The following is a 25,081-nucleotide window of genomic DNA, read 5'->3' on the forward strand; positions in this document are numbered from 1 at the left end:
GTGGCGCCGTCATGCTGCGTTAAAAGCACTGCTAAAAATGCTCATTTAGGTCCCCTAAAGTCGAGCGCGACCCCGGCCGTTTTAGCGATGCTTTTGCCTTGCCTGACAGCACCACAGACAGTTTTGAAATCCCTTACTCTGCCGCCGCTTCCGCGCCTTTATCTGCCAGTTCCATCCAGCCTGCCAACACAGTGTAGGCCTCTTCCAGGCCCATGCGTTTTGGGGCGGAGAACAGCTGGATCGTTACCAGATCGCCCCACCCTTTACGGATTTCCGACTGCACCTTGAGCAGTGTGTTCTTGGCTGCGCCGTAGGTCAGTTTGTCGGCCTTGGTCAGCAGGATGTGCATCGGCATGCCGGCCGCAACGGCCCAGTCGAGCATCAGCAGGTCGAAGTCGGTCATTGGATGACGGATGTCCATCATCAGAATCAAACCCTTCAAACTCTCGCGGCCACCGAGGTAAGCCTCAAGGTGACGCTGCCAGTGTTGCTTGAGCGGGATCGGTACTTTTGCATAACCGTAGCCCGGGAGGTCGACCAGACGCCGTTCATCGTCTAGCTTGAAGAAGTTCAACAGCTGTGTGCGACCCGGGGTTTTCGAGGTGCGCGCCAGGCTGGCGTGAGTCAGAGTGTTCAGCGCGCTGGATTTACCGGCGTTGGAACGACCGGCGAACGCCACTTCGAAGCCTTCGTCGTCGGGGCACTGATCGACTTTGGCGGCACTGAGCATGAACGTGGACTGTTGGCACAGGCCGAGGATGGGATTCTTGAGTTGCATGGGATTTCCGATGTGGGCGGCGCCGGGATTAGGCGCGGAACGCGGTGTCGCTTCCGTTTCAGTGACGCCAGTATATAATGCCGCAGATTTTGTGTGTGCTTTGTCCCAGCGAAGGATGAAGTTCACGAGAGCGACAGACCTTGATTGCGCATTAGAACGCAGAACGCTCTCAACCCTGAAAAGGTCGTTTTATGACGAAATGGCTGCTGGCTGCCGGAGTCTTGATGCCGCTTTACAGCGCACAGGCTACACAGGATCCGGAAGCCGTGTACAACCGTGTTTGTGGAGCCTGTCATTCCGGCCAACTACCCATGGCGCCCAGAAGAGGCGATCAGGAAGCTTGGACGCCGAGGTTGGCGAAAGGTATGGAGACGCTGGTGCAACACGTGACCCAGGGTTTCAAGGCGATGCCGCCGCGTGGTTTGTGCATGGACTGCAGTGCCGAGGATTACCAGGCCCTCATCCTCTGGATGAGCGAGAGTAAGCCCGGTCCATAACTCTTAACCCTTAGCCGTAGTTGGATTAGCTGATGAACAAACTGATCGTGAGTCTGCTGTTGACCGTGGGAATCTCAGGCTTCGCCCATGCTGCCGGTGATGCAGCCGCAGGCCAGGCAAAAGCCGCCGTATGCGGCGCCTGCCATGGCCCGGATGGCAACAGCATGGCGCCAAACTTTCCAAAGCTGGCCGGACAGGGTGAACGCTACCTGACCAAGCAATTGCACGACATCAAGTCGGGCAAGCGCACCGTTCTGGAAATGACCGGCCTGCTGACCAACCTGAGCGATCAGGACCTGGCCGACATCGCCGCCTACTTCGCCAGCCAGAAAGGCAGCGTCGGCGCCGCCGATCCGAAGATCGTCGCTCGCGGTGAAGCCCTGTTCCGTGGCGGCAACCTCGAGAAAGGCCTGCCAGCCTGCACCGGTTGCCACTCGCCGAACGGCGCCGGCAACGCAGCCGCCGGCTTCCCGCACCTGGGTGGCCAACACGCTCAGTACATCGCCAAGCAACTGACCGATTTCCGCAAGGAAGAAGCCGGCCGCAGCAACGACGGCGACGCGATGACCATGCGCACCATCGCCCGCAAGCTGAGCGACGAAGACATCGCGGCAGTCTCCAGCTACATTCAGGGCCTGCACTAAGACGCGCGATTCGAGCGTTGCGTGCGATGGCCAACGCCTGCCACGTTAACGCTCGATTAATCCGTCGCAGCAAGTATAAAAAGGGTGGCTTTGGCCGCCCTTTTTTGTGGCCGCTGCCGTTACACTACAGAACTCATGCCCGCCAGGATCTGTCTGAAAACAGGTCGCGCGAGGCGACCAAAATTGTCCAGGAGTAAAGCATGCGTAATCTGATCATCAGCGCCGCCCTCGTCGCTGCCAGCCTGTTCGGCGTGACCGCCCAGGCCGCCGAAGCCCCTGCTGCCCCTTATGTCGAACTGAGCAACCCGGTACCGGTCGCCGTGCCTGGCAAGATCGAAGTGGTCGAGCTGTTCTGGTATGGCTGCCCGCACTGCTACGCATTCGAGCCGGTGATCAATCCGTGGGTTGAAAAACTGCCGTCCGACGTCAACTTCGTGCGCATTCCTGCGATGTTCGGTGGCCCGTGGGACGCTCACGGTCAGATGTTCCTGACCCTGGAAGCCATGGGCGTCGAGCACAACGTGCACGCTGCCGTGTTCAACGCCATCCAGAAAGAACACAAGAAGCTGACCGACAAGAACGACATGGCCGACTTCCTCGCCACTCAAGGCGTGGACAAGGACAAGTTCCTGGCGACCTTCGATTCGTTCGCCATCAAGGGGCAGATCGTGAAAGCCCGCGAGCTGGCCAAGAAATATGAAATCTCCGGCGTTCCAACCATGATCGTCAACGGTAAGTACCGCTTCGACATCGGCTCCGCCGGTGGTGCCGAACAGGCGCTGAAACTGGCTGACCAACTGGTGGCCAAAGAGCGAGCGACCAACAAGGCAGCCGCCAACTAAGCGCGGCAATCGCCATGCGCCGCTGGGGAGCCGAACGCGTCGTTGGCCTGCATGATCCGCAGGTCAACGAGCATCACCTGGAATCGACGGGCCTGCCCGCAGACAGCCGTCTGCGCTTGCTCAGCTTCAATATTCAGGTCGGCATCAGCACCGAGCGCTATCGGCACTACCTGACCCGCAGCTGGCAGCATCTGCTGCCGCACCCCGGGCGCTCCGGCAATCTGCAAAAGATCGGCAATCTGCTCGGCGACTTCGATCTGGTCGCCCTGCAGGAAGCCGATGGCGGCAGCCTGCGTTCAGGCTACGTCAATCAGGTTGAACACCTGGCTCAGCTCGGCGCCTTCCCCTACTGGTATCAACAACTCAATCGCAACCTTGGCCGACTGGCCCAGCACAGCAATGGCGTGCTCAGTCGCCTGCGGCCGTGGGCGATCGAGGACCACCCGCTGCCGGGTCCGAAGGGACGCGGGGCAATTCTGGTGCGTTTTGGCGAAGGCCCGGAAGCGCTGGTGGTGGTGATGATGCACCTGGCGCTCGGCGCCCGGGTGCGCAGCATGCAACTGGCCTACATCCGCGAACTGATCGGCGGCTACAAGCATCAAGTGCTGATGGGTGACATGAACACCCACGCCAGCGATCTGCTGCAACACTCGCCGTTGCGCGACCTCGGCCTGCTGGCCCCGCAACTCGAAGCGACATTCCCCAGCTGGCGCCCCCAGCGCTGCCTGGACCATATTCTGCTCAGCCCGACCTTGACCCTGGAAAAGGTCGAAGTGCTGGCACAACCGATTTCCGATCACCTGCCGGTCGCGGTAGAGATTCGTCTGCCGGGTTCGCTCACGGCCGATGCATTGCCCGCGTTGAGCACTGCCCTTCGCGGAACCCCTGAATGAGCGACGAAGCCCAGCGCTGGAAAGAGAAATACCTCAAAAGCATCGAACAACAGGAAAAGCTCGAACGTCGATGGGACGCCCGGCTCGACCTGCTGCGCCGTGGTCTGGTGCGCAGCACCCTGGCGGCGGAAGGCACCGACCGCGTGGTCGATCAGTGCATGAAAGAGATGCGCGACGTGGTGCGCACCGATGACATGGACGCCGGCCTCGCCGCCCTGCTGCCGCGGCTGGAAAAAGCCGTGCTCGATTCCGAGCAGCGCCGGGAAACCCGGATCGAACAGGTCAGCACCGCACTGACTGCGCTGGTCACTCAGCTGCAATCCCTCCCGCTGCCTCGTGATGTCGCCCAGCCACTGAAGAAATTCGCCAAGCAACTGGACGGCCGGGTGAGTCAGGCAAGGGAAATGCCGCTGCTGCTCAGCGAGCTCAGCGGCTTGCAGGGCAAGGCCTTGAGCCAGCTGGAGACCCCGGCGGAACCGGGACGCCCAGGTTTGTTGCAGCGCCTGTTCGGCAGCCGCGACAACGAGGAAACGCCTGTGACGGCGACCCAGCCTGCCGTGGCCGCACCGCCCGCAAAGCCAGAGCAACTGCCCGTCACGCATGAAACCGCACCCTTGCAGGAACCGCCTGCCACGACCGCCGAACCAGTCGCCACTGCGCCCATCAGCCAAGCACCGGTTGCCGCCCCCATGGCCGAACCCGCGAAAACTCCAGAGCCAACCCCCGAGTACCATGCGGAGCCGGAGGTAGTGGCCTTTGAGCCGGCCAGAATCCTCGCCGAAGCCCCCACCGCCGCCAGCGAACCAGATCCCGCCGAGCCAGAACCGGAGCCGCAAGCCTTCACATCTCCTCCGGTTTTCGCGCCAGCAGTGCCAACAGCCATCAACCCGGACGAACTGATCCACCCCGGCGATACCCCGCCGCCGGTGATCCTCGACAGCCTGCCCCTGCCCGACCCCATCGCCCAGGCATTGGCCGCAATCGATCCGGAGCAATCCGAACACGACATCCTCTACGCCCTGCCGGACTCGCCGGAACCGTCCTACAGCTCGGTCGCCAAACACATCGAAGACACGCTGATCGGGCTGCTGGACGACCTGACCTTGCCGGAGCGCCACCGCCCGCAAGCCGAAGCGATGCGCGATCGTCTGAAAAACGGTCTGAACTGGTACGAACTGCTGCCGATCCTCGACGATCTGGCGACCTTGATGCTGGCCATCACCGACAGCGGCCAGCACGAATTCGAAGCTTATCTGCAGCAACTCAACGAACGCCTCGAAGCGTTCCAGAGCAATTTGCAGGCCGCCAGCGAAGGCCACGCCGACAACAGCTCCGCGGCGCGGGCGATGGACACGCAGATCCGTGAACAGGTCGACGGCTTGCAGAACAGCGTGCAGGAAGCGGCCGATCTGGACGATCTGAAGCAGGTGCTGGAAAACCATCTCGAGGGCCTGCTCGGCACGATGGATCAGCATCAGAAACAGCGTGACGCCCGGGAACAGGAAGTCGCCGGACGCCTGAAAAGCCTGGCCGAGCGCGTCGCGCACATGGAGCAGGAAGCGCTGGGCTATCGCGAACACCTTGAAGAGCAGCGCCAGAAAGCCCTGATCGATCCGCTCACCGGCCTCCCCAACCGCGCGGCCTGGACCGAACGGCTCGAACATGAAATCGCCCAATGGCAGCAGCACGGCAACACCCTGAGCCTGGCCATGCTCGACCTCGATCACTTCAAACGGATCAACGACAACTACGGCCACCTGGCCGGCGACAAGGTGTTGAAGATCATCGCGACCGTGCTGCGCAAACGCCTGCGTGGCAGCGATTTCATCGCTCGTTTCGGCGGTGAAGAGTTTGTCCTGCTGCTTCCGGCGACACCGCCGGCCGTCGGCGCCAAACTCCTTGAAACCCTGCGCGCTTCCATCGAAGCCTGCCCGTTTCACTTCAAGGGCGAGCGCGTCACGATCACCGTTTCCATGGGACTCGCGGCGTTCCGGCCGGGAGAACACAGCGATCTGGTACTCAAAAGAGCCGATCAGGCGCTTTACCGGGCGAAAAACGCAGGTCGTAACCGGGTGGAGCTGGGCTGAGCAATTGTTCCATATTGTTTAAATCAGCCCTTTAAGCGTCGAAGCGCAAGGCGATACGTTACACTGTTGCATTATCGTCTTGCGTGTACTGCCCTCTGCCATGAAATTTTTTACCCTCCTCGCGTCGCTGATCCTCCTGGCCGGTTGTGCCAGCGGCCCGCGTTTTGACACCAGCCATCCTTCGGTCAATCACGACAGTCGCGTGCAGTTTGTGATCGTGCACTACACCTCCGCCTCGCTCGAACGCTCGCTGCAGTTGCTGACCCACGGCGAAGTCAGCAGCCATTACCTGATCGGCGACGACAAAAACGGCACCATCTACAAGCTGATGGACGAAAACCTGCGTGCCTGGCACGCCGGCGAAAGCGAATGGCAAGGCCGTACCTGGCTCAACTCCAGCTCGATCGGCATCGAAATCGTCAATCCGGGCTTCAAGGACACGCCGACCGGTCGCCTCTGGTATCCCTACAGCGAAGCCCAGGTGCAATCGCTGATCGTTCTGCTCAAGGACATCAGCAAGCGCCAGGGTATCAGCCCGCGCCACATCATCGGCCATAGCGACATCGCCCCGCTGCGCAAGCTCGATCCGGGGCCGCTGTTCCCCTGGAAACGCCTGGCGGCCGAAGGGCTGGGGCTCTGGCCCAACGAACAAGCGGTGGCACGCCAGCAGGCGCAGTTCGACGCCGAGCTGCCGAGCATTACATGGTTCCAGAGCCAACTGGCGCGCCTGGGCTACTCGACGCCGCAGACCGGCGAGCTGGATGTGGCGACCCGCCATGTGCTCGCAGCCTTCCAGATGCACTACCGCCCTACGCGCTTTGACGGCACGCCGGATGCGCAAACGGCAGCGTTGCTGCTGGTGCTGAATCAGACAAAATAATGACGCCCGCCCGACGGTCAGGGCGAAAGTGCAATCAGCAGCTATAACTCATTGGTAATTCTTCGGATATCCATGATGGTTGCTACCCGAGAGACGCTGCGTAGCTGGTTTTATCGCCCCTGGTTTCTGGCGATGATCGCGGCTGTCCTCAGTGCGAGCCTGCTGATCACCGGCGGGCTGTTCGTGGCCATGCGCCAAGTCGAACAAAGCGAAAGCCAGGAAATGAACGCTCAGGGCGAGCGGTTCCTGGCGCGCCTGGAGCAACTGTTCGGCCAGTTGCGCGAAAGCCTCGACGACCTCGAAGCCCAACCCTTGCGCAGCTGCGACGACGAAATGATTGCCACGTTGCAGCAAGTGACGTTCAACTATCGCTTCGTGTATGAAGCGGCCTACATGGACGCCACGCGGATCTGTTCCAACCGTCCGCGCCAGGAGGGCCTTTCAGTCGTGCGCCCTCCCGACATCAGGGGCCCGACCTACAGCTACTGGCTGAACACCACCACCGAACCCGATGAAAACCGCGCGGCGCTGATGCTAGGGCGCGGCAACTTTCGCGTCGCCACTTCACGCGGGCATTTGACCGACATGGTCGACCTGTCGCCCGGCAGCAGTCTGCTGGTGGTGCTGGATCACGGGTCCCGGGCGATTCCGGTGCTCGGCGTTCCACAAGCCTGGCCACCCACTGAACCCTGGCCGCCGAAAACCCCGGATGCGCTGCAAGTCACCCAGTCGCACCTGATCTACCGCATGCCCACCGATAACCCGGAATACCAACTGGTGCTGATCAGCCCGCGCTCGGGCATGCACATTCCGGAGCTCTGGTGGTGGATGGTGCCGTTCTGTCTGGTGCTCGGTGCGCTGGTGGGCGTTCTGGTGTTCTGGATCGTGCGCCAGCGCCAGTCTCTGGATGCCGAGCTGCACGGCGCGATCCGCCGGGGCGAGTTGCAGGTGCTCTATCAACCGATCTTCGATCTCGACAGCCGCAACTGCGTCGGCGCCGAAGCCCTGCTGCGCTGGCGCCGGCCGGACGGCACGCTGACCAGCCCCGACCTGTTCATCCCGATGGCGGAGAACACCGGGCAGATTCGCCAGATGACCGACTTCGTCCTGCAACGCTTGCTTGAGCAGTTGGGCCAATTGCTGCGAACCAACCCGCAGCTGTACATCTCGGTGAACCTGGCCGCCTGCGACGTGATGGTCCCGCGCATTGGCCAGGTCATGGCGCGGCTGCTGACCCTGCACCGGGTCGCGGCGCGGCAGATTGCGTTCGAGGTGACCGAACGCGGCCTGATCGATGTGGTGGTGGCCCGGGAAAACCTGCAGGCGCTGCGGGATGTCGGCCATCAGGTGCTGATCGACGATTTCGGCACCGGCTATTGCAGCCTGGCGTACCTGCAAACCTTGCCCGTGGACTGCCTGAAGATCGACAAGGCATTCATCGACGCCCTCGGCCATGACGCTGCCAGCAGCGGTGTCGCGCCGCACATCATTCACATGGCCCAGGCGCTGGACCTGAAGGTGATCGCCGAAGGGATCGAATACGAATCCCAGGCCGAGCTGCTGAGCAGCGAGGGCGTGAAGTTCGGTCAAGGCTGGCTGTTCGCCCACGCCTTGAGCGCGGTGCAGTTCATCGAACTGATCACCCGTGGTCGGCGGCTCGCCGGCCGCCGGATCGACGACGAGGCCTAGACCGCCAGCGCCATGTAGAACTGCGTGCCCTGCCCCGGCCGCGAGTAAACACCCATCCGCCCGCCGTGCAACTGGACGATTTCCTTGCACAGCGCCAGACCGAGCCCGGCCCCGCCCTTCTTGCGGCCAACCTGGACGAAGGGTTCGAAGATCCGCCCTTGCTGACCGTAGGCAATCCCTTCGCCGTTATCTTCGACACTGATGATCACCCGCTCGCCATGGCGCCGGGCCTGCAAGCGGATCAGACCGTCGCGCGCCGTATGGCGCAAGGCATTGTCGATCAGGTTGTCGAGAACTCGATCGAGCTGCGCCTGATCCGCCTGCAAGCGCGGCAGCGGACCCTGCGCTTCGACCTGCAGGGTAACGCCCTTCTGCGCCGCCGAATCGGCGAAACGCAAACGCGCCTGCTCCAGCAGATCCTCGATGGAACACGGCGCCAGCGTGAGCTTCTGCAAGCCGCTCTGATAGCGCGAGAAGTTCAGCAGATCGTTGATCAGCTGCATCAGGCGCTGCATTTCTTCGTTAACCGTGTCGAGCAGATCGGATTCGCGTGACTCCTGAGGAAATTTCGCCCGCTCGCGGAACAGCCCGAATGCCATGTGCATGCCCGTGACCGGTGTGCGCAATTCGTGGGATGCGCGCAGCACGAACTCGCTGCGCACCCGTTCGAAGGCGCGCTGTTCGGTGACGTCATGCAAGACCATGACGGCACCGAGGATATGCCCCTGGGTATGGCTGACCGGCGTCAGGCTGTAGGTCAGCAGACGCGACTCGCCATCGACCTCGATGCTCAAGTCATCCGGTGCCCGCTCAAGCGTGCCGCCGCGTAGCACCAGTTGCAGTTGTGCATCCAGTTCCGGCCGCTGAAGCGCTGTGCCCAGGCCCTCGCCGAAACGGTCGCTGTCCCAGCCCAGTTGCCGCTGGGCCACCGGGTTCAAGTGTTCCAGATGCCCCTGACGGTCGATCATCAGCAAGCCGTCATCGATGCTGTCGAGTACCGCTTGCAGGCGCTGCTGGCCGGCGAGCAATTCGTCGACATTGGTCGCCTGGTGTTCGCGCAGGGCTTCGGCCATCAGCCCGAAGCGCCGGGTCAGCAGATTGATTTCCATCGCCGAGGACACCGGCAGGGTCACTTCGAAATTGCCCTGGCCGATGTTATCTGCGGCTTTCGCCAGCGCTTCGATCGGCGCACCAAAACGCCGGGCAATGCCTTGGGCGGTGATGAAGCCGATGATCAGCACCGCCAGCCCCACCAACCCGAGCAAGCCGGAAATCAGCAGCGCCCGGTCACGGGCGGCGTGCTGGACTGCATTGATGTTATCCAGCGCGTGCTTGTGCTCTGAGATCAAACCGTTACGCAGGGTGTTGAATCGCTCGCGCAAGTCGCCACCACTGCTCAGGGCGGCGCCCGGATCGCGGGACACGTCGAACGCTTCGAGGAAGGTCAAGTAATCGCTTTTGGCCTGACTGAACCCGTATTGGCGATTGTCGTTTTTCTGCTCTTGAGCGATGCCCTCGTCGAGCAATTCGAAATAACGTTGTTTGGACGCTTCGAACGCCACGGGGTCGGGCTTCTCGGCGAGCATCATGATCAGTTGATCGCCGAGGGTCTGGCGCAGCTTGAGTCCCAGATCGAGGGTGACGAAGTTGTTGCGGATCAGCGCCTCCTGAGTGCCGGCCATCTGCATCACGCTGACCAGCCCGAGCATCAGCCCGAGCAAGGCCACGGTGATCAGCGCGGAAATGCTCAGGAACAAGCGGGTCCGCAACTTCATCGCCAGTTTCATCGGCGGGTGCTCACAGGTTGTACTGCTTGCGCTTGCGATACAGGGTCGAGGCGTCGATCCCCAGAGTCTTGGCGGCCTGATCGAGGGTGCCGGCAGTCGCCAGTACCGCGCCGATGTGGGCTTTCTCCAACTCGTCGAGGCTCAGTGCAGCGCCGACCCGTGGCGCGTTGTTCGCCGGTTGTTCGGCCATGCCGAGGTGGCTGATTTCCACACGCTCCTGCGGGCAGATGATGCTCGCCCGCTCGACCACGTTGCGCAGCTCACGGATGTTGCCGGGCCAGCGATAGCCCAGCAGTGCTTCGCGAGCTTCGTCGCTGAAGCCACGGGCCGGACGCGCATATTCCTTCACAAAACGAGCGAGGAAACGGTCGGCCAGGGTCAGGATGTCTTCGGCCCGTTCGCGCAGCGGCGGCAAATGCAGGGTGATAACGTTCAGGCGATAGAGCAAGTCTTCACGGAAACGCCCGTCACGCACCATGTCCTCAAGATTGAGATTGGTGGCGGCAAGAATACGCACATCGGCGCGGCGGGTGACCGGATCCCCTACCCGCTCGTATTCCTTGTCCTGAATGAAACGCAGCAACTTGGGTTGCAATGTCAGTGGAAAATCGCCGATCTCGTCGAGAAACAGCGTACCGCCATCGGCTTGGTTAACCCGACCCAGCGTGCTTTCACTGGCCCCGGTGAACGCGCCACGACTGTGACCGAACAGCTCGCTTTCCATCAGTTCGGCAGTCAGCGACGGGCAATTGATGGTCACGCACGATTTCTTCTCGCGCTTGCTCCAGCCGTGAATGGCTCGGGCCAGTTCACCTTTACCGGTGCCGGACTCGCCGAGGATCAGAATGTTGGCGTCGGTGCCCGCCACTTGCCGCGCGGTTTCGAGTACGACTTTCATCGCCGGGCTGTGGGAATCGAGGCCGTCCTTGGGTTTGCGGATCTCACCTTCGAGGGCTTCCAGACGCGCCGAAAGCTGACGTACTTCAAGCTGCTTGGCGGTCGCCAGGCGCAATTGATCCGGGCTGCACGGCTTGACCAGATAATCGGCAGCGCCGGCCTGAATCGCGTCCACCGCCGTGTCGACGGCCGAATGAGCGGTAACGATCACGACCCGCATCCACGGCGCCTGAATGCGCATCTGCGCCAATACATCGAGACCATTGTCTTCGCCCAGACGCAAATCGAGGAAGCACAGGTCGAACACCTGACGTTGCAACAGCGCGTCAGCCTGGGCCGCGCTGTTGGCAGTGGCGACGGTATAACCTTCGTCTTCCAGGCAATAACGGAAGGTTCGCAGGATGGCGGATTCATCGTCCACCAGCAGAATGCGGCCTTGGTGCTCAGTGGCTGATTCCATTTTTCCTACGCTCCATAAGTGAATGTCTTGGGTTAGTCCCGGAAAAATCGGGCAAGTTGCATGGTTGATTCTGATCGATTCCGGTCATAGCAGGGTAGCTCTCTCCTGCCCTCACGGCTAATCCGCTGATTTTGTTGAATTTTTAAACAATTCGCGTTTTTCAGGCATTTGCCTGCGTCCTTTTCTGACATCCGCACCCTGCCCTCAATTCAAAAAGAATGATTTCTCCTACGAAATAATCGTGCATTACGCACGACCCTGCGCGGACCATCGTGCAGGATGCGTCGTCAGGAATTTTCACACCATCTGTAACTAGCTGATTTTATTGGATTTTTTCAAACAAAAAAGCTGGCATGCAGGCTGCAATACCTCTCTCAGCCCGGGCAGAAATGCACTGCCCCAACCGAATAAGAGTGAGGAACCCAGGATGACTCGCCCACGTGCCGCCCAAATACGTATCTCGCCACTGCACTTGCAGCAGGCCCTGTTTGGCGCACTTGCGCTGTTGATCACGCTGATCGCCTGCCAGCAATACCTGCGCTGGGAACACAGTCAGCAACCTGAGCCCCTGATTTCCATGCAACACGCGACGCAGACGCACTTCAGCGCGGTCAGCAGCAGCCAGGCCGACAACGGCGCGATGCGCATGATGGACGTCGACCAGCCACAGCCACTGGGCGACATGCCCCGTGAAGAACGCTGGGTTTTCTGATCAACGAATCTGGGCGCCCCCGCGCCGAGACCGGCAACACCCCTAAATAGAAGCAAGGAGAATCACCATGTTGAGCTGGGCAATCACATTCCTGATCATTGCCATCATCGCTGCAGTACTGGGCTTCGGTGGTATCGCGGGCACCGCCACGGGTATCGCCAAGATTCTCTTTGTCGTGTTCCTGGTGATGTTCATCGCTTCCTTCTTCTTTGGCCGTCGCGGTCGAGGTTGAACATGAAGGGTTTAAAGACACTGGCAGCCGCCCTGCTACTGGGCGGTAGTGCCATGGCGATGGCGGCCAATGACGGCCAGGCGCGGGTCAACGAACTGTTGAGTTCCGACCCGCAATACAGGGAAACCTGGGAAGGCGTGGTGAAGAAGGAAGAACGCCTGCCGGAATGGGTGATGAACCTCTCCGGCGCGCCGGACCAACAGATGAACGCCGTGACTGAAGATGGCGATCAGTATCTGGTGGGGCCGCTCTGCGAATCGCAGGACAAATGCCTCAACCATCGCCTGATCGTCGCCTTCAGCTTCGACAAGAAACACGCTTACGCCATGCTGGTCGATGTGCCCGAAGGACTGCCGGCCGACAAGTCGCCAACGCGACATGCCACCTACCGCTTCCTCGGCAAGCCCGACCAGGGCATGCAGGATCTGTTGATGGAAACGCTGAAGAAAGATCCGAACTGGTATTGAACATGAGGGCAGCTGAAAGGCTGTCCTCCATTGCACCCGCCCGAGGAAGGCCGGTGCATGACCAGGGGGCCGGGACGTTCTGACTGTTGCAGGGTCGGAGTGACCTACGGGTACAGGGAGTGCCTGCGATGAGGGCCGGGTCAGGGTAAAAGCTGCGACGCAAGTTCGCCAACCGGAGCGGTTCGACGGACTTGCGCTGAGCTTTCAACGTGACAAAACGTTGATCCAGAGCGTTCTGCTCGTCTTTTTTATCGCTCACACTGCGTGCGAAAGCATTTCGCGGTGTTTCTTCGCGACCGTATATCGAGAAAGAGTCGATCGAGTAAGTGGGACTTTTAGTTTCCGAACGTAGGCTTTTTCCTAAATTTTTCGTCGAAATCACTCGTTCAAAAAATAACCAACCTACGCTGTAATGGCCGGTTCACGGCACTTATGCCTGCCGAAATGTCGTATTCGAACCGGTTGGGACGCCAGTTTCATTTAAAAAAGCTCATGCCGATTCGGCATAGGGTAGGCGTTTACGGCATTAGACGGCGCAACCTTGCATCGGAATAGTTGCGCCTTTTTTCGCCTGCCGGAGAGCCGTAAACACGCGCTTCGGGGCACCTTATACGGAGGCAGATGCACAGACTTTTCCGCTAAAGAGCGTTCCAGTTCCTGCATGTGCCTGAGTCAAACGCAAGTAAGGGTAAAGATAATGAAGAAGGCAAAGCTTAGCCTCGCCTGGCAGATCCTCATCGGTCTGGTGTTGGGGATTGCAATCGGTGCGTTGCTCAACCATTTCAGTGCCGAGAAGGCCTGGTGGATCAGCAACGTCCTGCAACCGGCAGGCGATATCTTTATCCGTCTGATCAAGATGATCGTGATCCCGATCGTCATCTCTTCCCTGATCGTCGGCATCGCCGGCGTGGGCGACGCCAAGAAGCTCGGGCGTATCGGCCTGAAGACCATCATCTACTTCGAAATCGTCACCACCATCGCCATCGTCGTCGGTCTGCTGCTGGCCAACCTGTTCCATCCGGGTGCCGGCATCGACATGAGCACCCTGGGCACTGTGGACATCTCCAAGTACCAGGCGACCGCCGCCGAAGTGCAGCATGAACACGCGTTCATCGAGACCATCCTCAACCTGATCCCGTCGAACATCTTCGCGGCCATGGCCCGCGGCGAAATGCTGCCGATCATCTTCTTCTCCGTGCTGTTCGGTCTCGGTCTGTCGAGCCTGCAGTCGGACCTGCGCGAGCCGCTGGTGAAGATGTTCCAGGGCGTCTCGGAAAGCATGTTCAAAGTCACCCACATGATCATGAACTACGCCCCGATCGGCGTATTCGCACTGATCGCGGTGACCGTAGCCAACTTCGGTTTCGCCTCGCTGCTGCCGCTGGCCAAACTGGTGATCCTGGTTTACGTCGCCATCGCCTTCTTCGCCTTCGTGATTCTGGGCCTGATCGCCAAGATGTTCGGTTTCTCGGTGATCAAGCTGATGCGCATCTTCAAGGATGAGCTGGTCCTGGCTTACTCCACCGCTTCCTCGGAAACCGTGCTGCCACGCGTGATCGAGAAGATGGAAGCCTACGGCGCACCGAAAGCCATCTGCAGCTTCGTGGTACCGACCGGCTACTCGTTCAACCTCGACGGTTCGACCCTGTACCAGTCCATCGCCGCCATCTTCATTGCCCAGCTGTACGGCATCGACCTGTCGATCAGCCAGCAACTGCTGCTGGTCCTGACCCTGATGGTGACCTCCAAAGGTATCGCCGGCGTGCCGGGCGTGTCCTTCGTGGTACTGCTGGCCACTCTGGGCAGCGTCGGTATTCCGCTGGAAGGCCTGGCGTTCATCGCCGGTGTCGACCGTGTGATGGACATGGCGCGTACCGCCCTGAACGTGATCGGCAACGCCCTCGCCGTACTGGTCATCGCTCGTTGGGAAGGCATGTACGACGACGCCAAGGGTCAGCGCTACTGGAACTCGCTGCCGCACTGGCGCAGCAAGGAAAAACTGCCGGCCGGTGACGTTTCGAACAACTGATCCCCGCCCGCCAGGCGCCCTGACAAACCCCGGAGAAATCCGGGGTTTGTCGTTTCTGGCGACCCCGCTATCATTCGCCGCATCTTCCGGGGGATTTGACTGATGCTTAATGGCCTGTGGCTTGGCTTCTTCATCGTGGCAGCCGTTTCGGCGCTGGGGCAATGGCTGATCGGCGGCAACGCCGGGATCTTCGCGGCGATGGTGGAAAGCATTTTTGCCATGGCCAAGCTGTCGGTCGAGGTCATGGTGCTGCTGTTCGGCACGCTGACCCTGTGGCTGGGTTTCCTGCGCATCGCCGAGAAGGCCGGGATCGTCGAATGGCTGGCCAAAGCGCTGGGCCCGCTGTTCCTGCGGCTGATGCCGGAAGTGCCGGCGGGTCACCCGGCCATCGGTCTGATCACCCTGAACTTTGCCGCCAACGGCCTGGGTCTGGACAACGCCGCCACGCCGATCGGCCTCAAGGCCATGAAGGCGCTGCAAGAGCTCAACCCCAGCTCGACCATCGCCAGCAACGCGCAAATCCTGTTCCTGGTGCTCAACGCATCTTCCCTGACTCTGCTGCCGGTGACGATCTTCATGTACCGCGCCCAGCAAGGCGCGCCGGACCCGACGCTGGTGTTCCTGCCGATCCTGCTGGCCACCAGTTGTTCGACCATCGTCGGCTTCCTGTCGGTGGCGTTCATGCAGCGCCTGCGGGTCTGGGACCCGGTGGTGCTGGCTTACCTGATTCCCGGCGCGCTGATTCTCGGCGGCTTCATGGCGTTGCTCGCGACGATGTCGGCCACCGCATTGGCGGGGCTGTCGTCGATCCTCGGCAACCTGACGCTGTTCGGCCTGATCATGCTGTTCCTGGTGATCGGCGCCTTGCGCAAGGTAAAGGTCTACGAGGCGTTCGTCGAAGGCGCGAAGGAAGGTTTCGACGTCGCCAAGAACCTGCTGCCGTATCTGGTGGCGATGCTCTGCGCGATCGGCGTATTGCGCGCATCGGGCGCGCTGGACTTCGGCCTCGACGGCATCCGCCATCTGGTGGAGTGGGCAGGGTGGGACACGCGCTTCGTCGATGCGCTGCCGACTGCGATGGTCAAACCGTTCTCCGGCAGCGCCGCCCGGGCGATGCTGATCGAAACGATGAAGACCTCGGGCGTGGACAGCTTCCCGGCGCTGGTGGCCGCGACCATTCAGGGCAGCACCGAAACCACGTTCTATGTGCTGGCAGTGTACTTCGGCGCCGTAGGCATCCAGCGCGCCCGCCATGCCGTCGGTTGCGCGCTGCTGGCCGAACTCGCGGGCGTACTCGGCGCTATCGGCGTCTGCTACTGGTTCTTCGGTTAAGGCTCAAGGCCGGGCAGGTGGGGCAACTTTCTGCCCTTGCTCCACCGCCCACGCCACCACCTTCGCGGTGAGGCGATCACTGGCCTGACCGAATCCGGCCACCACCGCCGGGACCTTCACATCATTGAGCGGCTGACGCTCCTCGAAGCGGCGACTGGCGAGAATCCGCTGGTCGTAACCGCGCACCAGCAACGCATCGACCCGCACCACGACGCTGGCCTGCGTGCCCTGATACTCGGTCTGAAACGCCTGCAGGCTGCCACCCAATTCCAGATCCGCCTGGAAATTGCTGTCGTCGGTGCTCAACAGCGATATACGCCCGTCACGCTGGAACCCATCCAGCAACCGATTACGCACCAGCACCGGCGCCGGATCGCTCCAGCGCGAGGCTTTATAAGTGCTGATCACGTCACCCTGGGGAATCACCGCGATGCCCGGCCGGTTCAACGCCTCGCTGGCCTGCAATTTGTTCAACCGTAGCGACCAGTGCTGCGTGGATGCCGAGCTGGCCGAGGCGGGCGCCTGTACCGCCGGCAGGCGATAGACATCCAGCGGCTCGGACTTTGGCAGGATCGAGCACGCGCTAATCAGCGTGAAGCCGGCGAGGAGGGCGAGGTGAGTCAGCTTCATGGCGTGAACTCCTTGTTCTTGTCACTGCCCAGCAGGTAACCGCTGGGGTTGGCCTCCAGGCGTTGGGAAATGGCGCGCAGCGAGTTCAGGGTTTCACGCAGTTCGCGGATCGCCGGGGCCAGACCGTTGAGGCCCTGCATGCCGCTGTCGAGGGAATTCTGGTTCTTGCTGAGCAGGCCGTTGATGGTGGCGCTGCTTTGCTCCAGGGATTTCATCGCCTGTTCAGCACTGCCCAAGGCCTGCTTGCCCTGATCGTTGAGCAGACCGTTGGCGTTGCGCATCAGCGCGGACGTCTGTTCGAGCATGCTGCCGGCCTGCTTGCCCACCGTCGCCAGTTGCTGCATGGCCTGGCGCAGGTCGCCGCGCTGATCGTTGATCGAGCCGGTGGTCTGTTCCAGATGCTGGAGGGTTTTGCTCACGCGCTCGATGTTGTCGGCGGAGAACATCTGATTGGCGTTGCTCAGCAGAGTGCTGACTCCGCTCATCAGGTCGTTGCTGTCATTGAGCAGTCGCGAGATCGGCGAGGGCGAGGCGACGATGGTCGGCAGATTTCCGTCATGGCTTTTGAGTTTCGGGCTCTCTGGCGTGCCACCGCTGAGCTGGATGATCGAGGTGCCGGTGATCCCGGCCAGGGCCAGTTTGGCCTGGGTGTCTTCCTTGACCGGCGTGTCGCCCGCCAGGCGAATCCGCGCCAGCACCCGGCGCGGGTCCTGCGGGTCGAGGCGCAGGCTGACCACATCGCCGACCTTGATTCCGCTGTACTGCACCGGGCTGCCCCGGGACAGGCCGCTGACCGCCTCGTTGAAGACGATTTCGTAATCCTTGAACTCGGTGTCGACGCTGGACTTGGCCAGCCACAGACCGAAGAGCAGGGCGCCCGCCACCACAATCACCGTGAACAGGCCGATCAATACATGATGGGCTCGGGTTTCCATGTCAGACCTCGTTGAACTGTTTGGCGGCGTCCAGCGCCGAGCGGCCGCGAGGGCCGTGGAAGTATTCGTGAATCCACGCGTCGTCGGTTTCCGAGACCACGTCGATGGGACCGGCCACCAGCACCTTCTTCTGCGCCAATACCGCGACGCGGTCGGTGATGGTGTAGAGCGTGTCGAGGTCGTGGGTCACCAGAAACACGCTCAGGCCCAGCGCGTCGCGCAGGGTCAGGATCAATTGGTCGAACTGCGCCGCGCCAATCGGATCGAGGCCGGCGGTGGGTTCGTCGAGAAACAGGATGTCCGGGTCCAGCGCCAGCGCCCGGGCCAGCGCCGCGCGTTTGATCATGCCGCCGGACAGCGAGGCCGGGTACTTGTCCGCTGCCGACAGCGGCAGCCCGGCCAGCGCCAGCTTCACGGCCGCCAGATGCTCGGCATCGTCGCGGCTGAGACCGGCGTGTTCGATCAGGGGCAGGGCAACGTTCTCGGTGACTGTCAGCGACGAGAACAGCGCGCCTTTCTGGAACAGCACGCCAAAACGCCGCTCGATCAGCGAACGCTCATGCTCCGGCAGGCTCGGCAGGTTCTGGCCGAACACCTTGACCATGCCTTCGCTGGGCCGGCGCAAGCCGACGATGCTGCGCAGCAACACCGATTTGCCGCTGCCGGAGCCGCCGACCACGGCCAGGATCTCGCCTTTGTACAAATCGAGGTCGAGGTTCTCGTGCACGCTCTGGCTGCCGAAGCGATTGCACAGGCCACGGACTTCGATCACCGCCTCGGAGGGCGCGCGGGGTAGACGACTCACCAGCCCATCTCCATGAAAAACAGCGCGGCGACCGCATCGAGCACGATCACCACGAAGATCGATTGCACCACGCTGGAGGTGGTGTGGGCGCCGACCGATTCGGCGCTGCCGCTGACCTTGAAACCTTCCAGACAGCCGATGGCGGCGATCAGGAACGCAAAGATCGGAGCTTTGACCAGGCCGACCAGGAAATGTTGAATCCCTATGTCGCTTTGCAGCAGCGACAGGAACATCGCCGGCGAGATATCCAGCGACACCGCGCAGACCACTGCGCCACCGACGATCCCGCAGATCATCGCGAGGAAGGTCAGCATCGGCAGCGCCACAAGCAGCGCCAGCACTCGCGGCACCACCAGCAATTCCATGGGATCGAGGCCGAGGGTGCGAATGGCGTCGATTTCCTCGTTGGCCTTCATCGAGCCGATCTGCGCGGTAAAGGCACTGGCGGTGCGGCCAGCCATGAGGATCGCCGTGAGCAACACGCCGAACTCGCGCAAAAAGGCGAAACCAACCAGATCCACGGTAAACACGCTGGCGCCGAAACTGGCCAGCACCGTCGCCCCGAGGAACGCCACCACCGCGCCCACCAGAAAGGTCAGCAACGCGACGATGGGCGCAGCGTCGAGGCCGGTCTGTTCGATGTGCGCGATCATCGGCGTGATCCGCCAGCGCTTGGGCCGGAACAGGCTGCGGGCGATGGTTTCGAGGATCAGGCCAACGAAGCCGAGCAATTGCAGGGTGTCTTGCCAGACCGTGTCGACGGCCCGGCCGATGCGCGTCAGCAATTGCACGCTGACGCTGATTTCCGGTTCCTTGATCGGCACGCAGAAGTCGGTCAGCGAGCGATACACGGTTTGCAGCAAGGCGCGGTCGGCGCTGGAAATCGTGCAGTCGGGGTGTTCGGCGGATTTTCCCAGCCGCTCGGAGCCGAGCAGTTCGACGAGCAGCGACGCGCCGGCGGTGTCGAGGGCACCGAGGCCGTTGAGATCGATGGGGGTGTTGGCGTCGTATTGGCCGTGGAGCGTTTCGCTCAGTTGCTTGAGGTCGGCGTAGTGGGCAAGCGTCCAGTCCCCGGTCACCCGCAGGCGGGCAGGGGTGATCGAGGTGTCCAGGCGGGCACTGCCGGTCATTGGGCTGCTGGTCATAAGCTCCGTGCTTGTTCGGCTGAATACGCTGGCATACGTAATAGCACGAACCCGGTTACTTTTCTTTGGTCGGTGTGCTGTCCGTGACCTCGAAGCGCAGCACGCCAATCACCTGACCGTCCTCGGTCAACACCCGCACCTGCCATTTGCCCGCCGGGTTGCCGGGGAAGTTCTGCTTGTGGGTCCAGGCCCGGTAGCCTTCCTTGCGTCCGCCGTGGATGTCGAGGGCGATGCGGTCGACCTCTTTGCCGTTGAACTGCCACACGTGATAAATCCGCTCATCAAGCCCGCGCGGCGCGTTGATCGCGGTGTAGGCATAGAGCCCGCCGCCACGGATCTGCTCGGCGCTGACTTCCTCGAGGCTGGCGCCCGGAACCCGGTCCTGCACCTGAGTGCTGATCGCCACGTCGGTCATCCACAACGTTGCCGGCGGCACCCACGAACGCAGAACCCAGCCCACGCCACCAATCCCGACCGTAATACACAGGATCGCCAAGGCATTGCGCACCGTGCGGATCGGGAAGATCGACGCCAGGCTCGGGAACGACAACACCACCGCAATCCCCAGCGCCCATTTGAAGCTCTGCGAGGTGGTCAGGTGCATGATCACCGGCAGCGCCGTGAGCAGGGCGGCGAACAGGGTCAGGGTGTGCAGCGCAAGGAACGCCCAGCGCCGTGGCGCCAGCCATTTGTAGTAGAGCGGGTCAACGATCGAAATCAGCGCCGCGATGCACAGCAGCCCGGTGAAAAACAGCTGGCCACTGTTCCAGGTGGTGGTGATGAAGAAGAACGGCAGGACGAAAAACAGGCTTTCCTGGTGGATCATCTGCGTCGCGTAACGCAGCAGCGGCTGAGGAATTTCCCGTTTGAAGATCCGCGTGAACAGCCTGGTCAGGCTGTTTTCCAGCATCAGCCAGATCCAGCTCAGCAGCATGATCGTGGTGATCCAGCTCGCCAGCCCCTGTTGCCGGTCGACCAGAATGAAACTGCCGACCCCGGAGATGAAACCGCCGAGCGCAATGACCCCGGGGTAGCGCTTCATCAGTTCGAGAATGCGCTGGATCAGGAGGGTCAATTTAGACATTTGGGCGGTTCACGACAGTCGAGGAAAAAACCCCGACAGAGTACCGCCCGCCGGGCCGCGTGGCGAGGCTGCCGGTCAGTCTGGATGCACGGATTTGCGTCGATGCAGGCGCCAGCCGAGCAGCATCAGCACCAGCACGCCCAATCCGCCCGCCAGCAGCCACAACACCTGATCGTCGCTGAGCAGCGGTTTCTCGATCCGCAGATAGCCCGGTTGCAGCAGCAACTCGCGCATGGCCTTGTTCGCCGCCTCCAGCGTCACGCCTTGCAGCTCCCGCGCAGGATCGGCGAAGCGACCATCCTCGTAGTCGCCAAGGGCGCTCCAGTAATAGTCGGCCATGGCGCTGGTGCCTTGCACGGCCCAGGCCTGATGGGCGATGGCGGCTTGTTTGAGGCGATTGAAGGTGTCGGCGTCGAGGCCGTTTTTCAGCAGGTCGGCCTTGAGGTCTTCCAGCACTTGTTCGGCTTCGGCGATATCACTGCGATCCAGATCGGCGTTGAGGCTCATGAAACCCACGCCGCCGAACACTTCGCGCTCGGCCCACGGCCCGTAGGACAAACCGTGGTTCAGGCGCAATTGGCGATACAGCGCCCACTCCAGATATTCCTTGAGCAGGTCGAAGGTTTCGTCGTACTGATCGTCCAGCACCGGCTCCGGCACCAGCCAGTGCAGCTTGGCGCTGTTGCCGATGAAGCCGCGAGTGATCGTGCGTTCGTGGGCGGCGCTGGCGCGGATGTCCGGCAACGGACGGTGTTCGCTCGGGTCGACCGCTTCCAGCGCGCCCCACGCCCGTTCCAGATAGGCCGGCAGCAATTTATCGAGGTCACCAACGACAATCAGGGTCATGTTGTTCGGCGCGTACCAGGCCTTGCGCACCTTCTCCAGCTGTTCGCGGGTCAGGCCATCGACTTCGGCCCGTTGAGGGCATTTCAGGCCCAGCTCTACTGCCAGCTGATTGCTCGCGGTGTGGCCCAGATCCTGCCGGTCGAGAAAGCGTTGCAGCCGGGTGTAATGGCCGCCGTCCTCACGCTCGACCACGCGTTTGGCGGCGTTGATCGCGTTGTCGTCGAAGCGGGTCTGGGTCAGCAGATCCAGCAGCAGGTCGAGGACCTTGCGCTGGTTTTTCGCCGGGGCTTCGATGACGAAGGTGGTGTCGGCGTTGCTGGTGAAGGCGTTCCAGTCGCCGCCGAGGGCCTGCATGCGTTCTTCGAGGCCACCTTCGCCGGTGGCGTCGATGCCGCTGAACAGCAAGTGTTCGAGCAGGTGCGGCAGCTCTTTTTCATTGCAGTCGAAATCATCGAGACCGACGCCGATCACCAAGCGGATCGCCACATGCCCACGCTCGGTGCCGGGCTTGAGCAGCAATTGCAGACCGTTGGGCAGCGCATAGCCTTCGACCTGAAAACGATCCAGGGCAAAGGCGGGCAGGGAACCGAGCAACAGACAGGCGAACAACAGGCAACGCATAACGAGCTTCCATACGGCTGAATTGGAGATCCGTGTCGTCAGTCCGGCCGCGAGGCCGAACCTTGAGTTACTGACTGACCACAACCCCAGACGTTCAAGGCGAATGCGTGATGTCTGCCATATCGTCCGCCGCCAGCGCGCCGGTATCGGAAGTTTCCAGCACCACATAGGCGCTGCTGCAGAACAGCGAGTTAAGGCGTTTCATGTCGGCAATCAACTCCAGGTGCAACGAACTGGTCTCGATACTCTGCACGATCTTACGTTGCAACCGGCTGACATGGGCGTGGGCCAGACGCCGTTCCTGTGCGCGAAAGCGACGTTTCTCGCGCAGCAGCTGGCGTGCGCTTTCCTTGTCGCCGCTGAGGAACACCGACAGCCCCAGCCGCAGGTTGGCGATCAATTGCTGTTGCAGGCCGGCCAGTTCTTCCAGCCCGTCCTCGGAGAACGAGCGGCGTTGCGAAGTCTTCTGCTGCTGCACTTTGCGCAACATGCGTTCGATCAGGTCGCTGGCGAGTTTGAGGTTGATCGCCAGCTCGATGATCTCCGCCCAGCGCCGACTGTCCTGTTCGCCGAGATCCTCACGAGGCATTTGCGCCAGGTACAGCTTGATCGCGCTGTACAGCGCTTCGACGTCATCGGTCAGCTTGCGCATTTCCTGGGTGACGGCGGTCTGCTTGCCGCGCAGCACGTCGAGGGTCGCGTCAAGCATGTTGTCGATCAGGTCGCCCATGCGCAGGGTTTCTCGGGCGGCGTTGGCCAGTGCCAGACTCGGCGTGACCAGGGCGGTTGCGTCGAGGTGACGCGGCTTGGCGGTGCCATTGACCTCCGGGCGCTCCGGCAGCAGCCAGGCGCACAGCCGTGCCATCGGCCCGACGCTCGGCAGCAGGATCAGGCAGCGCGCCGTGTTGTAGAGCAGGTGGAAGCCGATGACCATTTCCTGCGGGCTGAAATCCAGGCTGTCGATCCAGTGCACCAGCGGGTCGAGCACCGGAATGATCAGCAACAGCCCGATCAGCTTGTACAGCAGGCTGCCCAGCGCCACTTGCCGGCCGGCGGCGTTCTGCATGCTGGTGCTCATGAACGCCAGCACGCCGCTGCCGATATTGGCGCCGATCACCAGACCGATCGCCACCGGCAGACTGATCACCGCAGCGCCGGCGAGCGTGGCGGTCAGCAGCACGGCCGCCAGGCTGGAGTAGGAAATCATCGCGAACAGCGCGCCGACCAGGGCGTCGAGCAGGATATCGCCGGTCAGTGACGCGAAAATCACTTTCACTCCTTGGGCATGGGTGATCGGCGCAGCGGCCTCGACGATCAGTTGCAGCGCCAGGATGATCAGCCCCAACCCGATGGCCACACGGCCCATCTGCCCGAGCCGGGTCTGTTTGCGCGAGAGAAAGAAAATCACCCCGATGAAAATCAGCAGCGGCGACAGCCACGACAGGTCGAACGTCAGCACCCGCGCCATCAGCGCCGTACCGACGTCGGCGCCGAGCATGGTCGCCAGGGCCGGGGTCAACGCCATCAGGCCCTGACCGACAAAGGACGTCACGAGCATGGCGGTGGCGTTGCTGCTCTGCACCATCGCGGTCACGAGGATGCCGGCGACAAAGGCCAGCCAGCGTTTGGACATGTTCTGGCCGATCACGTGGCGCAGATTGGTGCCGTACACCCGCAGGATGCCGGTTCGGACGATGTGCGTGCCCCAGATCAGCAGGGCCACGGCAGAGAGCAGATTGAGCAGGGTTAGCATGCAGACCCCCTGTAATAGCAGCGCCCCAAAGGGGCAAGTTGACGGTACCGCGCAATTTCTACGTTCTGATACTTAAGCTGTAGTTGGCTAACGGTCTGGGCGCCAGCATTGCACAGCTAAAGCGGGGATTGAAACAAAAGTGTCATGAAAACAGGTTCATGCAGCCATGAAAAAAGGGCCCGAAGGCCCTTTGATCTGTTGCGCAGCGTTCGGGTCACTGACCCGGAATATCCTTGCGCAGTTTCACCGGATCCTGCTGTTTGCGTTTTTTCGCGATGGCGGTGCGCAGCTTGATGTTGATCGCTTCGACCGCCAGCGAGAACGCCATGGCGAAGTAGACGTAGCCTTTCGGTACGTGCACGTCGAACGACTCGGCAATCAGCACGGTGCCGACCACCAGCAGGAACGACAGCGCGAGCATTTTCAGCGACGGGTGCTTATCGATGAACTCGCTGATCTTGCCCGAAGCCAACATCATCACCAGCACTGCCACGATGATTGCCGCGACCATCACAGGCACGTGGGAAACCATGCCGACGGCGGTGATCACCGAGTCCAGCGAGAACACGATGTCGATGATCGCGATCTGGATGATGGTGTAGAGGAAATTGCCGCCCTTGCCGCCGGGCGTCTCGTCGCTTTCGTCTTCACCTTCCAGTGCGTGGTACATCTCCTGGGAGCTTTTCCACAGCAGGAACAGGCCACCGAAGAACAGGATCAGGTCGCGACCGGAAATGCCCTGGCCGAACACTTCGAACAGGTCGGCGGTGAGACGCATGACCCAGGTGATCGACAGCAGCAACAGGATCCGCGTGATCATGGCCAGGCCAAGACCGAAGATCCGGGTGCGCTGCTGCATGTGTTTGGGCATGCGGCTGACCAGGATCGAAATCATGATGATGTTATCGATGCCCAGAACGATTTCCAGGGCGGTCAGGGTGAAGAAGGCAACCCAGATCTCAGGGTTGGTCAGCCATTCCATGTGTATTCCTTTGAGCGAGTGTTAAACCAGGACGCCAGCAATCAGCTGGCGTCC

The 25,081-nt window shown here is 61.6% G+C and carries 23 protein-coding genes; 12 read left to right on the forward strand and 11 right to left on the reverse strand.

Annotated elements, in window-relative coordinates; genetic code table 11:
- Nucleotides 1-133: 133 nt before the first annotated feature.
- A complete protein-coding gene (gene yihA, locus M5G18_RS16330; RefSeq protein WP_096822423.1) occupies nt 134-778 on the reverse strand; it encodes a ribosome biogenesis GTP-binding protein YihA/YsxC in 645 nt (214 codons plus the stop codon).
- Between the two features lie 191 nt (nt 779-969).
- Between yihA and M5G18_RS16335 the strand changes: the two genes are divergently transcribed.
- From M5G18_RS16335 to M5G18_RS16365, 7 genes are all read left to right on the forward strand, one after another.
- On the forward strand, nt 970-1,275 hold the full coding sequence (locus tag M5G18_RS16335) for a c-type cytochrome (RefSeq protein ID WP_045121721.1): 306 nt from the start codon (nt 970-972) through the stop codon (nt 1,273-1,275).
- A 32-nt stretch (nt 1,276-1,307) separates the two neighbouring features.
- Nucleotides 1,308-1,919 (forward strand): c-type cytochrome, encoded by a 612-nt coding sequence (locus M5G18_RS16340; protein ID WP_085606391.1) that lies wholly within the window; start codon nt 1,308-1,310, stop codon nt 1,917-1,919.
- Between the two features lie 200 nt (nt 1,920-2,119).
- Complete coding sequence (locus M5G18_RS16345) at nt 2,120-2,761, forward strand: thiol:disulfide interchange protein DsbA/DsbL (RefSeq protein WP_007954043.1); 642 nt, start codon at nt 2,120-2,122, stop codon at nt 2,759-2,761.
- Between the two features lie 14 nt (nt 2,762-2,775).
- Nucleotides 2,776-3,654, forward strand: coding sequence for an endonuclease/exonuclease/phosphatase family protein (locus tag M5G18_RS16350; protein WP_273898083.1), 879 nt, complete (start codon nt 2,776-2,778; stop codon nt 3,652-3,654).
- Nucleotides 3,651-5,741, forward strand: coding sequence for a diguanylate cyclase (locus M5G18_RS16355; RefSeq protein WP_273898084.1), 2,091 nt, complete (start codon nt 3,651-3,653; stop codon nt 5,739-5,741). The genes M5G18_RS16350 and M5G18_RS16355 overlap by 4 nt, the downstream gene beginning before the upstream one ends.
- A gap of 100 nt (nt 5,742-5,841) precedes the next feature.
- A complete protein-coding gene (locus M5G18_RS16360) occupies nt 5,842-6,621 on the forward strand; it encodes an N-acetylmuramoyl-L-alanine amidase (RefSeq protein ID WP_273898085.1) in 780 nt (259 codons plus the stop codon).
- 75 nt (nt 6,622-6,696) lie between these two features.
- A complete protein-coding gene (locus M5G18_RS16365; protein ID WP_273898086.1) occupies nt 6,697-8,310 on the forward strand; it encodes an EAL domain-containing protein in 1,614 nt (537 codons plus the stop codon).
- On the opposite strand, the gene M5G18_RS16370 is transcribed toward M5G18_RS16365, so the two are convergent.
- A complete protein-coding gene (locus tag M5G18_RS16370; RefSeq protein ID WP_273898087.1) occupies nt 8,307-10,097 on the reverse strand; it encodes a KinB sensor domain-containing domain in 1,791 nt (596 codons plus the stop codon). The genes M5G18_RS16365 and M5G18_RS16370 overlap by 4 nt on opposite strands.
- 10 nt (nt 10,098-10,107) lie before the next feature.
- A complete protein-coding gene (gene algB, locus M5G18_RS16375) occupies nt 10,108-11,454 on the reverse strand; it encodes a sigma-54-dependent response regulator transcription factor AlgB (protein ID WP_007954049.1) in 1,347 nt (448 codons plus the stop codon).
- A 427-nt stretch (nt 11,455-11,881) separates the two neighbouring features.
- Here algB and M5G18_RS16380 point away from each other — a divergent pair, with 427 nt between their 5' ends.
- From M5G18_RS16380 to M5G18_RS16400, 5 genes are all read left to right on the forward strand, one after another.
- On the forward strand, nt 11,882-12,166 hold the full coding sequence (locus M5G18_RS16380) for a hypothetical protein (protein WP_273898090.1): 285 nt from the start codon (nt 11,882-11,884) through the stop codon (nt 12,164-12,166).
- Nucleotides 12,167-12,233: 67 nt separating this feature from the next.
- Nucleotides 12,234-12,398, forward strand: coding sequence for a DUF1328 domain-containing protein (locus M5G18_RS16385; RefSeq protein WP_003177151.1), 165 nt, complete (start codon nt 12,234-12,236; stop codon nt 12,396-12,398).
- Nucleotides 12,399-12,400: 2 nt separating this feature from the next.
- The gene (locus M5G18_RS16390) at nt 12,401-12,865 is read left to right on the forward strand and encodes an inhibitor of vertebrate lysozyme family protein (RefSeq protein ID WP_007954053.1); all 465 of its coding nucleotides are present in this window, start codon (nt 12,401-12,403) and stop codon (nt 12,863-12,865) included.
- A gap of 697 nt (nt 12,866-13,562) precedes the next feature.
- Nucleotides 13,563-14,894 carry a glutamate/aspartate:proton symporter GltP gene (gene gltP, locus M5G18_RS16395; RefSeq protein WP_007954055.1) on the forward strand — a complete coding sequence of 444 codons (1,332 nt, stop codon included), beginning with the start codon at nt 13,563-13,565 and terminating at the stop codon, nt 14,892-14,894.
- A gap of 102 nt (nt 14,895-14,996) precedes the next feature.
- The gene (locus M5G18_RS16400; RefSeq protein WP_007954056.1) at nt 14,997-16,226 is read left to right on the forward strand and encodes a nucleoside recognition domain-containing protein; all 1,230 of its coding nucleotides are present in this window, start codon (nt 14,997-14,999) and stop codon (nt 16,224-16,226) included.
- Nucleotides 16,227-16,229: 3 nt separating this feature from the next.
- Here the strand turns inward: M5G18_RS16400 and M5G18_RS16405 are convergent, their stop codons facing one another.
- The 8 genes from M5G18_RS16405 to M5G18_RS16440 form a co-directional block, all read right to left on the reverse strand.
- Nucleotides 16,230-16,856, reverse strand: a complete 627-nt coding sequence (locus M5G18_RS16405; RefSeq protein WP_273898095.1) for an ABC-type transport auxiliary lipoprotein family protein — start codon at nt 16,854-16,856, stop codon at nt 16,230-16,232.
- Entirely contained in the window at nt 16,853-17,791 is a 939-nt protein-coding gene (locus tag M5G18_RS16410) for an MlaD family protein (RefSeq protein WP_273898096.1), read from the reverse strand. Before M5G18_RS16410 ends, M5G18_RS16405 begins: the two co-directional genes overlap by 4 nt.
- A 1-nt stretch (nt 17,792) precedes the next feature.
- Nucleotides 17,793-18,596 carry an ABC transporter ATP-binding protein gene (locus M5G18_RS16415; protein ID WP_273898097.1) on the reverse strand — a complete coding sequence of 268 codons (804 nt, stop codon included), beginning with the start codon at nt 18,594-18,596 and terminating at the stop codon, nt 17,793-17,795.
- Nucleotides 18,593-19,741: an ABC transporter permease gene (locus M5G18_RS16420; protein WP_045121722.1), complete on the reverse strand. Its 1,149-nt coding sequence runs from the start codon at nt 19,739-19,741 to the stop codon at nt 18,593-18,595. The genes M5G18_RS16415 and M5G18_RS16420 overlap by 4 nt, the downstream gene beginning before the upstream one ends.
- Before the next feature lie 55 nt (nt 19,742-19,796).
- The gene (locus M5G18_RS16425) at nt 19,797-20,825 is read right to left on the reverse strand and encodes a DUF5924 family protein (protein ID WP_273898098.1); all 1,029 of its coding nucleotides are present in this window, start codon (nt 20,823-20,825) and stop codon (nt 19,797-19,799) included.
- A gap of 75 nt (nt 20,826-20,900) precedes the next feature.
- Nucleotides 20,901-22,292, reverse strand: a complete 1,392-nt coding sequence (locus tag M5G18_RS16430; protein ID WP_273898099.1) for a M16 family metallopeptidase — start codon at nt 22,290-22,292, stop codon at nt 20,901-20,903.
- A 94-nt stretch (nt 22,293-22,386) separates the two neighbouring features.
- Entirely contained in the window at nt 22,387-24,045 is a 1,659-nt protein-coding gene (locus M5G18_RS16435) for a Na/Pi cotransporter family protein (protein WP_273898100.1), read from the reverse strand.
- A 214-nt stretch (nt 24,046-24,259) separates the two neighbouring features.
- Nucleotides 24,260-25,027, reverse strand: coding sequence for a TerC family protein (locus M5G18_RS16440; RefSeq protein ID WP_273898101.1), 768 nt, complete (start codon nt 25,025-25,027; stop codon nt 24,260-24,262).
- Between the last annotated feature and the right edge of the window lie 54 nt (nt 25,028-25,081).

This window comes from Pseudomonas aphyarum (assembly GCF_028657055.1).
Lineage (GTDB): Bacteria > Pseudomonadota > Gammaproteobacteria > Pseudomonadales > Pseudomonadaceae > Aquipseudomonas > Aquipseudomonas aphyarum.

Excerpts from the sequence above, each read along its gene's own strand:
- yihA (WP_096822423.1), bottom strand. The coding sequence starts at position 778 with ATGCAACTCAAGAATCCCATCCTCGGCCTGTGCCAACAGTCCACGTTC.
- M5G18_RS16335 (WP_045121721.1), top strand. The coding sequence starts at position 970 with ATGACGAAATGGCTGCTGGCTGCCGGAGTCTTGATGCCGCTTTACAGC.
- M5G18_RS16340 (WP_085606391.1), top strand. The coding sequence starts at position 1,308 with ATGAACAAACTGATCGTGAGTCTGCTGTTGACCGTGGGAATCTCAGGC.
- M5G18_RS16345 (WP_007954043.1), top strand. The coding sequence starts at position 2,120 with ATGCGTAATCTGATCATCAGCGCCGCCCTCGTCGCTGCCAGCCTGTTC.
- M5G18_RS16350 (WP_273898083.1), top strand. The coding sequence starts at position 2,776 with ATGCGCCGCTGGGGAGCCGAACGCGTCGTTGGCCTGCATGATCCGCAG.
- M5G18_RS16355 (WP_273898084.1), top strand. The coding sequence starts at position 3,651 with ATGAGCGACGAAGCCCAGCGCTGGAAAGAGAAATACCTCAAAAGCATC.
- M5G18_RS16360 (WP_273898085.1), top strand. The coding sequence starts at position 5,842 with ATGAAATTTTTTACCCTCCTCGCGTCGCTGATCCTCCTGGCCGGTTGT.
- M5G18_RS16365 (WP_273898086.1), top strand. The coding sequence starts at position 6,697 with ATGGTTGCTACCCGAGAGACGCTGCGTAGCTGGTTTTATCGCCCCTGG.
- M5G18_RS16370 (WP_273898087.1), bottom strand. The coding sequence starts at position 10,097 with ATGAAACTGGCGATGAAGTTGCGGACCCGCTTGTTCCTGAGCATTTCC.
- algB (WP_007954049.1), bottom strand. The coding sequence starts at position 11,454 with ATGGAATCAGCCACTGAGCACCAAGGCCGCATTCTGCTGGTGGACGAT.
- M5G18_RS16380 (WP_273898090.1), top strand. The coding sequence starts at position 11,882 with ATGACTCGCCCACGTGCCGCCCAAATACGTATCTCGCCACTGCACTTG.
- M5G18_RS16385 (WP_003177151.1), top strand. The coding sequence starts at position 12,234 with ATGTTGAGCTGGGCAATCACATTCCTGATCATTGCCATCATCGCTGCA.
- M5G18_RS16390 (WP_007954053.1), top strand. The coding sequence starts at position 12,401 with ATGAAGGGTTTAAAGACACTGGCAGCCGCCCTGCTACTGGGCGGTAGT.
- gltP (WP_007954055.1), top strand. The coding sequence starts at position 13,563 with ATGAAGAAGGCAAAGCTTAGCCTCGCCTGGCAGATCCTCATCGGTCTG.
- M5G18_RS16400 (WP_007954056.1), top strand. The coding sequence starts at position 14,997 with ATGCTTAATGGCCTGTGGCTTGGCTTCTTCATCGTGGCAGCCGTTTCG.
- M5G18_RS16405 (WP_273898095.1), bottom strand. The coding sequence starts at position 16,856 with ATGAAGCTGACTCACCTCGCCCTCCTCGCCGGCTTCACGCTGATTAGC.
- M5G18_RS16410 (WP_273898096.1), bottom strand. The coding sequence starts at position 17,791 with ATGGAAACCCGAGCCCATCATGTATTGATCGGCCTGTTCACGGTGATT.
- M5G18_RS16420 (WP_045121722.1), bottom strand. The coding sequence starts at position 19,741 with ATGACCAGCAGCCCAATGACCGGCAGTGCCCGCCTGGACACCTCGATC.
- M5G18_RS16425 (WP_273898098.1), bottom strand. The coding sequence starts at position 20,825 with ATGTCTAAATTGACCCTCCTGATCCAGCGCATTCTCGAACTGATGAAG.
- M5G18_RS16430 (WP_273898099.1), bottom strand. The coding sequence starts at position 22,292 with ATGCGTTGCCTGTTGTTCGCCTGTCTGTTGCTCGGTTCCCTGCCCGCC.
- M5G18_RS16435 (WP_273898100.1), bottom strand. The coding sequence starts at position 24,045 with ATGCTAACCCTGCTCAATCTGCTCTCTGCCGTGGCCCTGCTGATCTGG.
- M5G18_RS16440 (WP_273898101.1), bottom strand. The coding sequence starts at position 25,027 with ATGGAATGGCTGACCAACCCTGAGATCTGGGTTGCCTTCTTCACCCTG.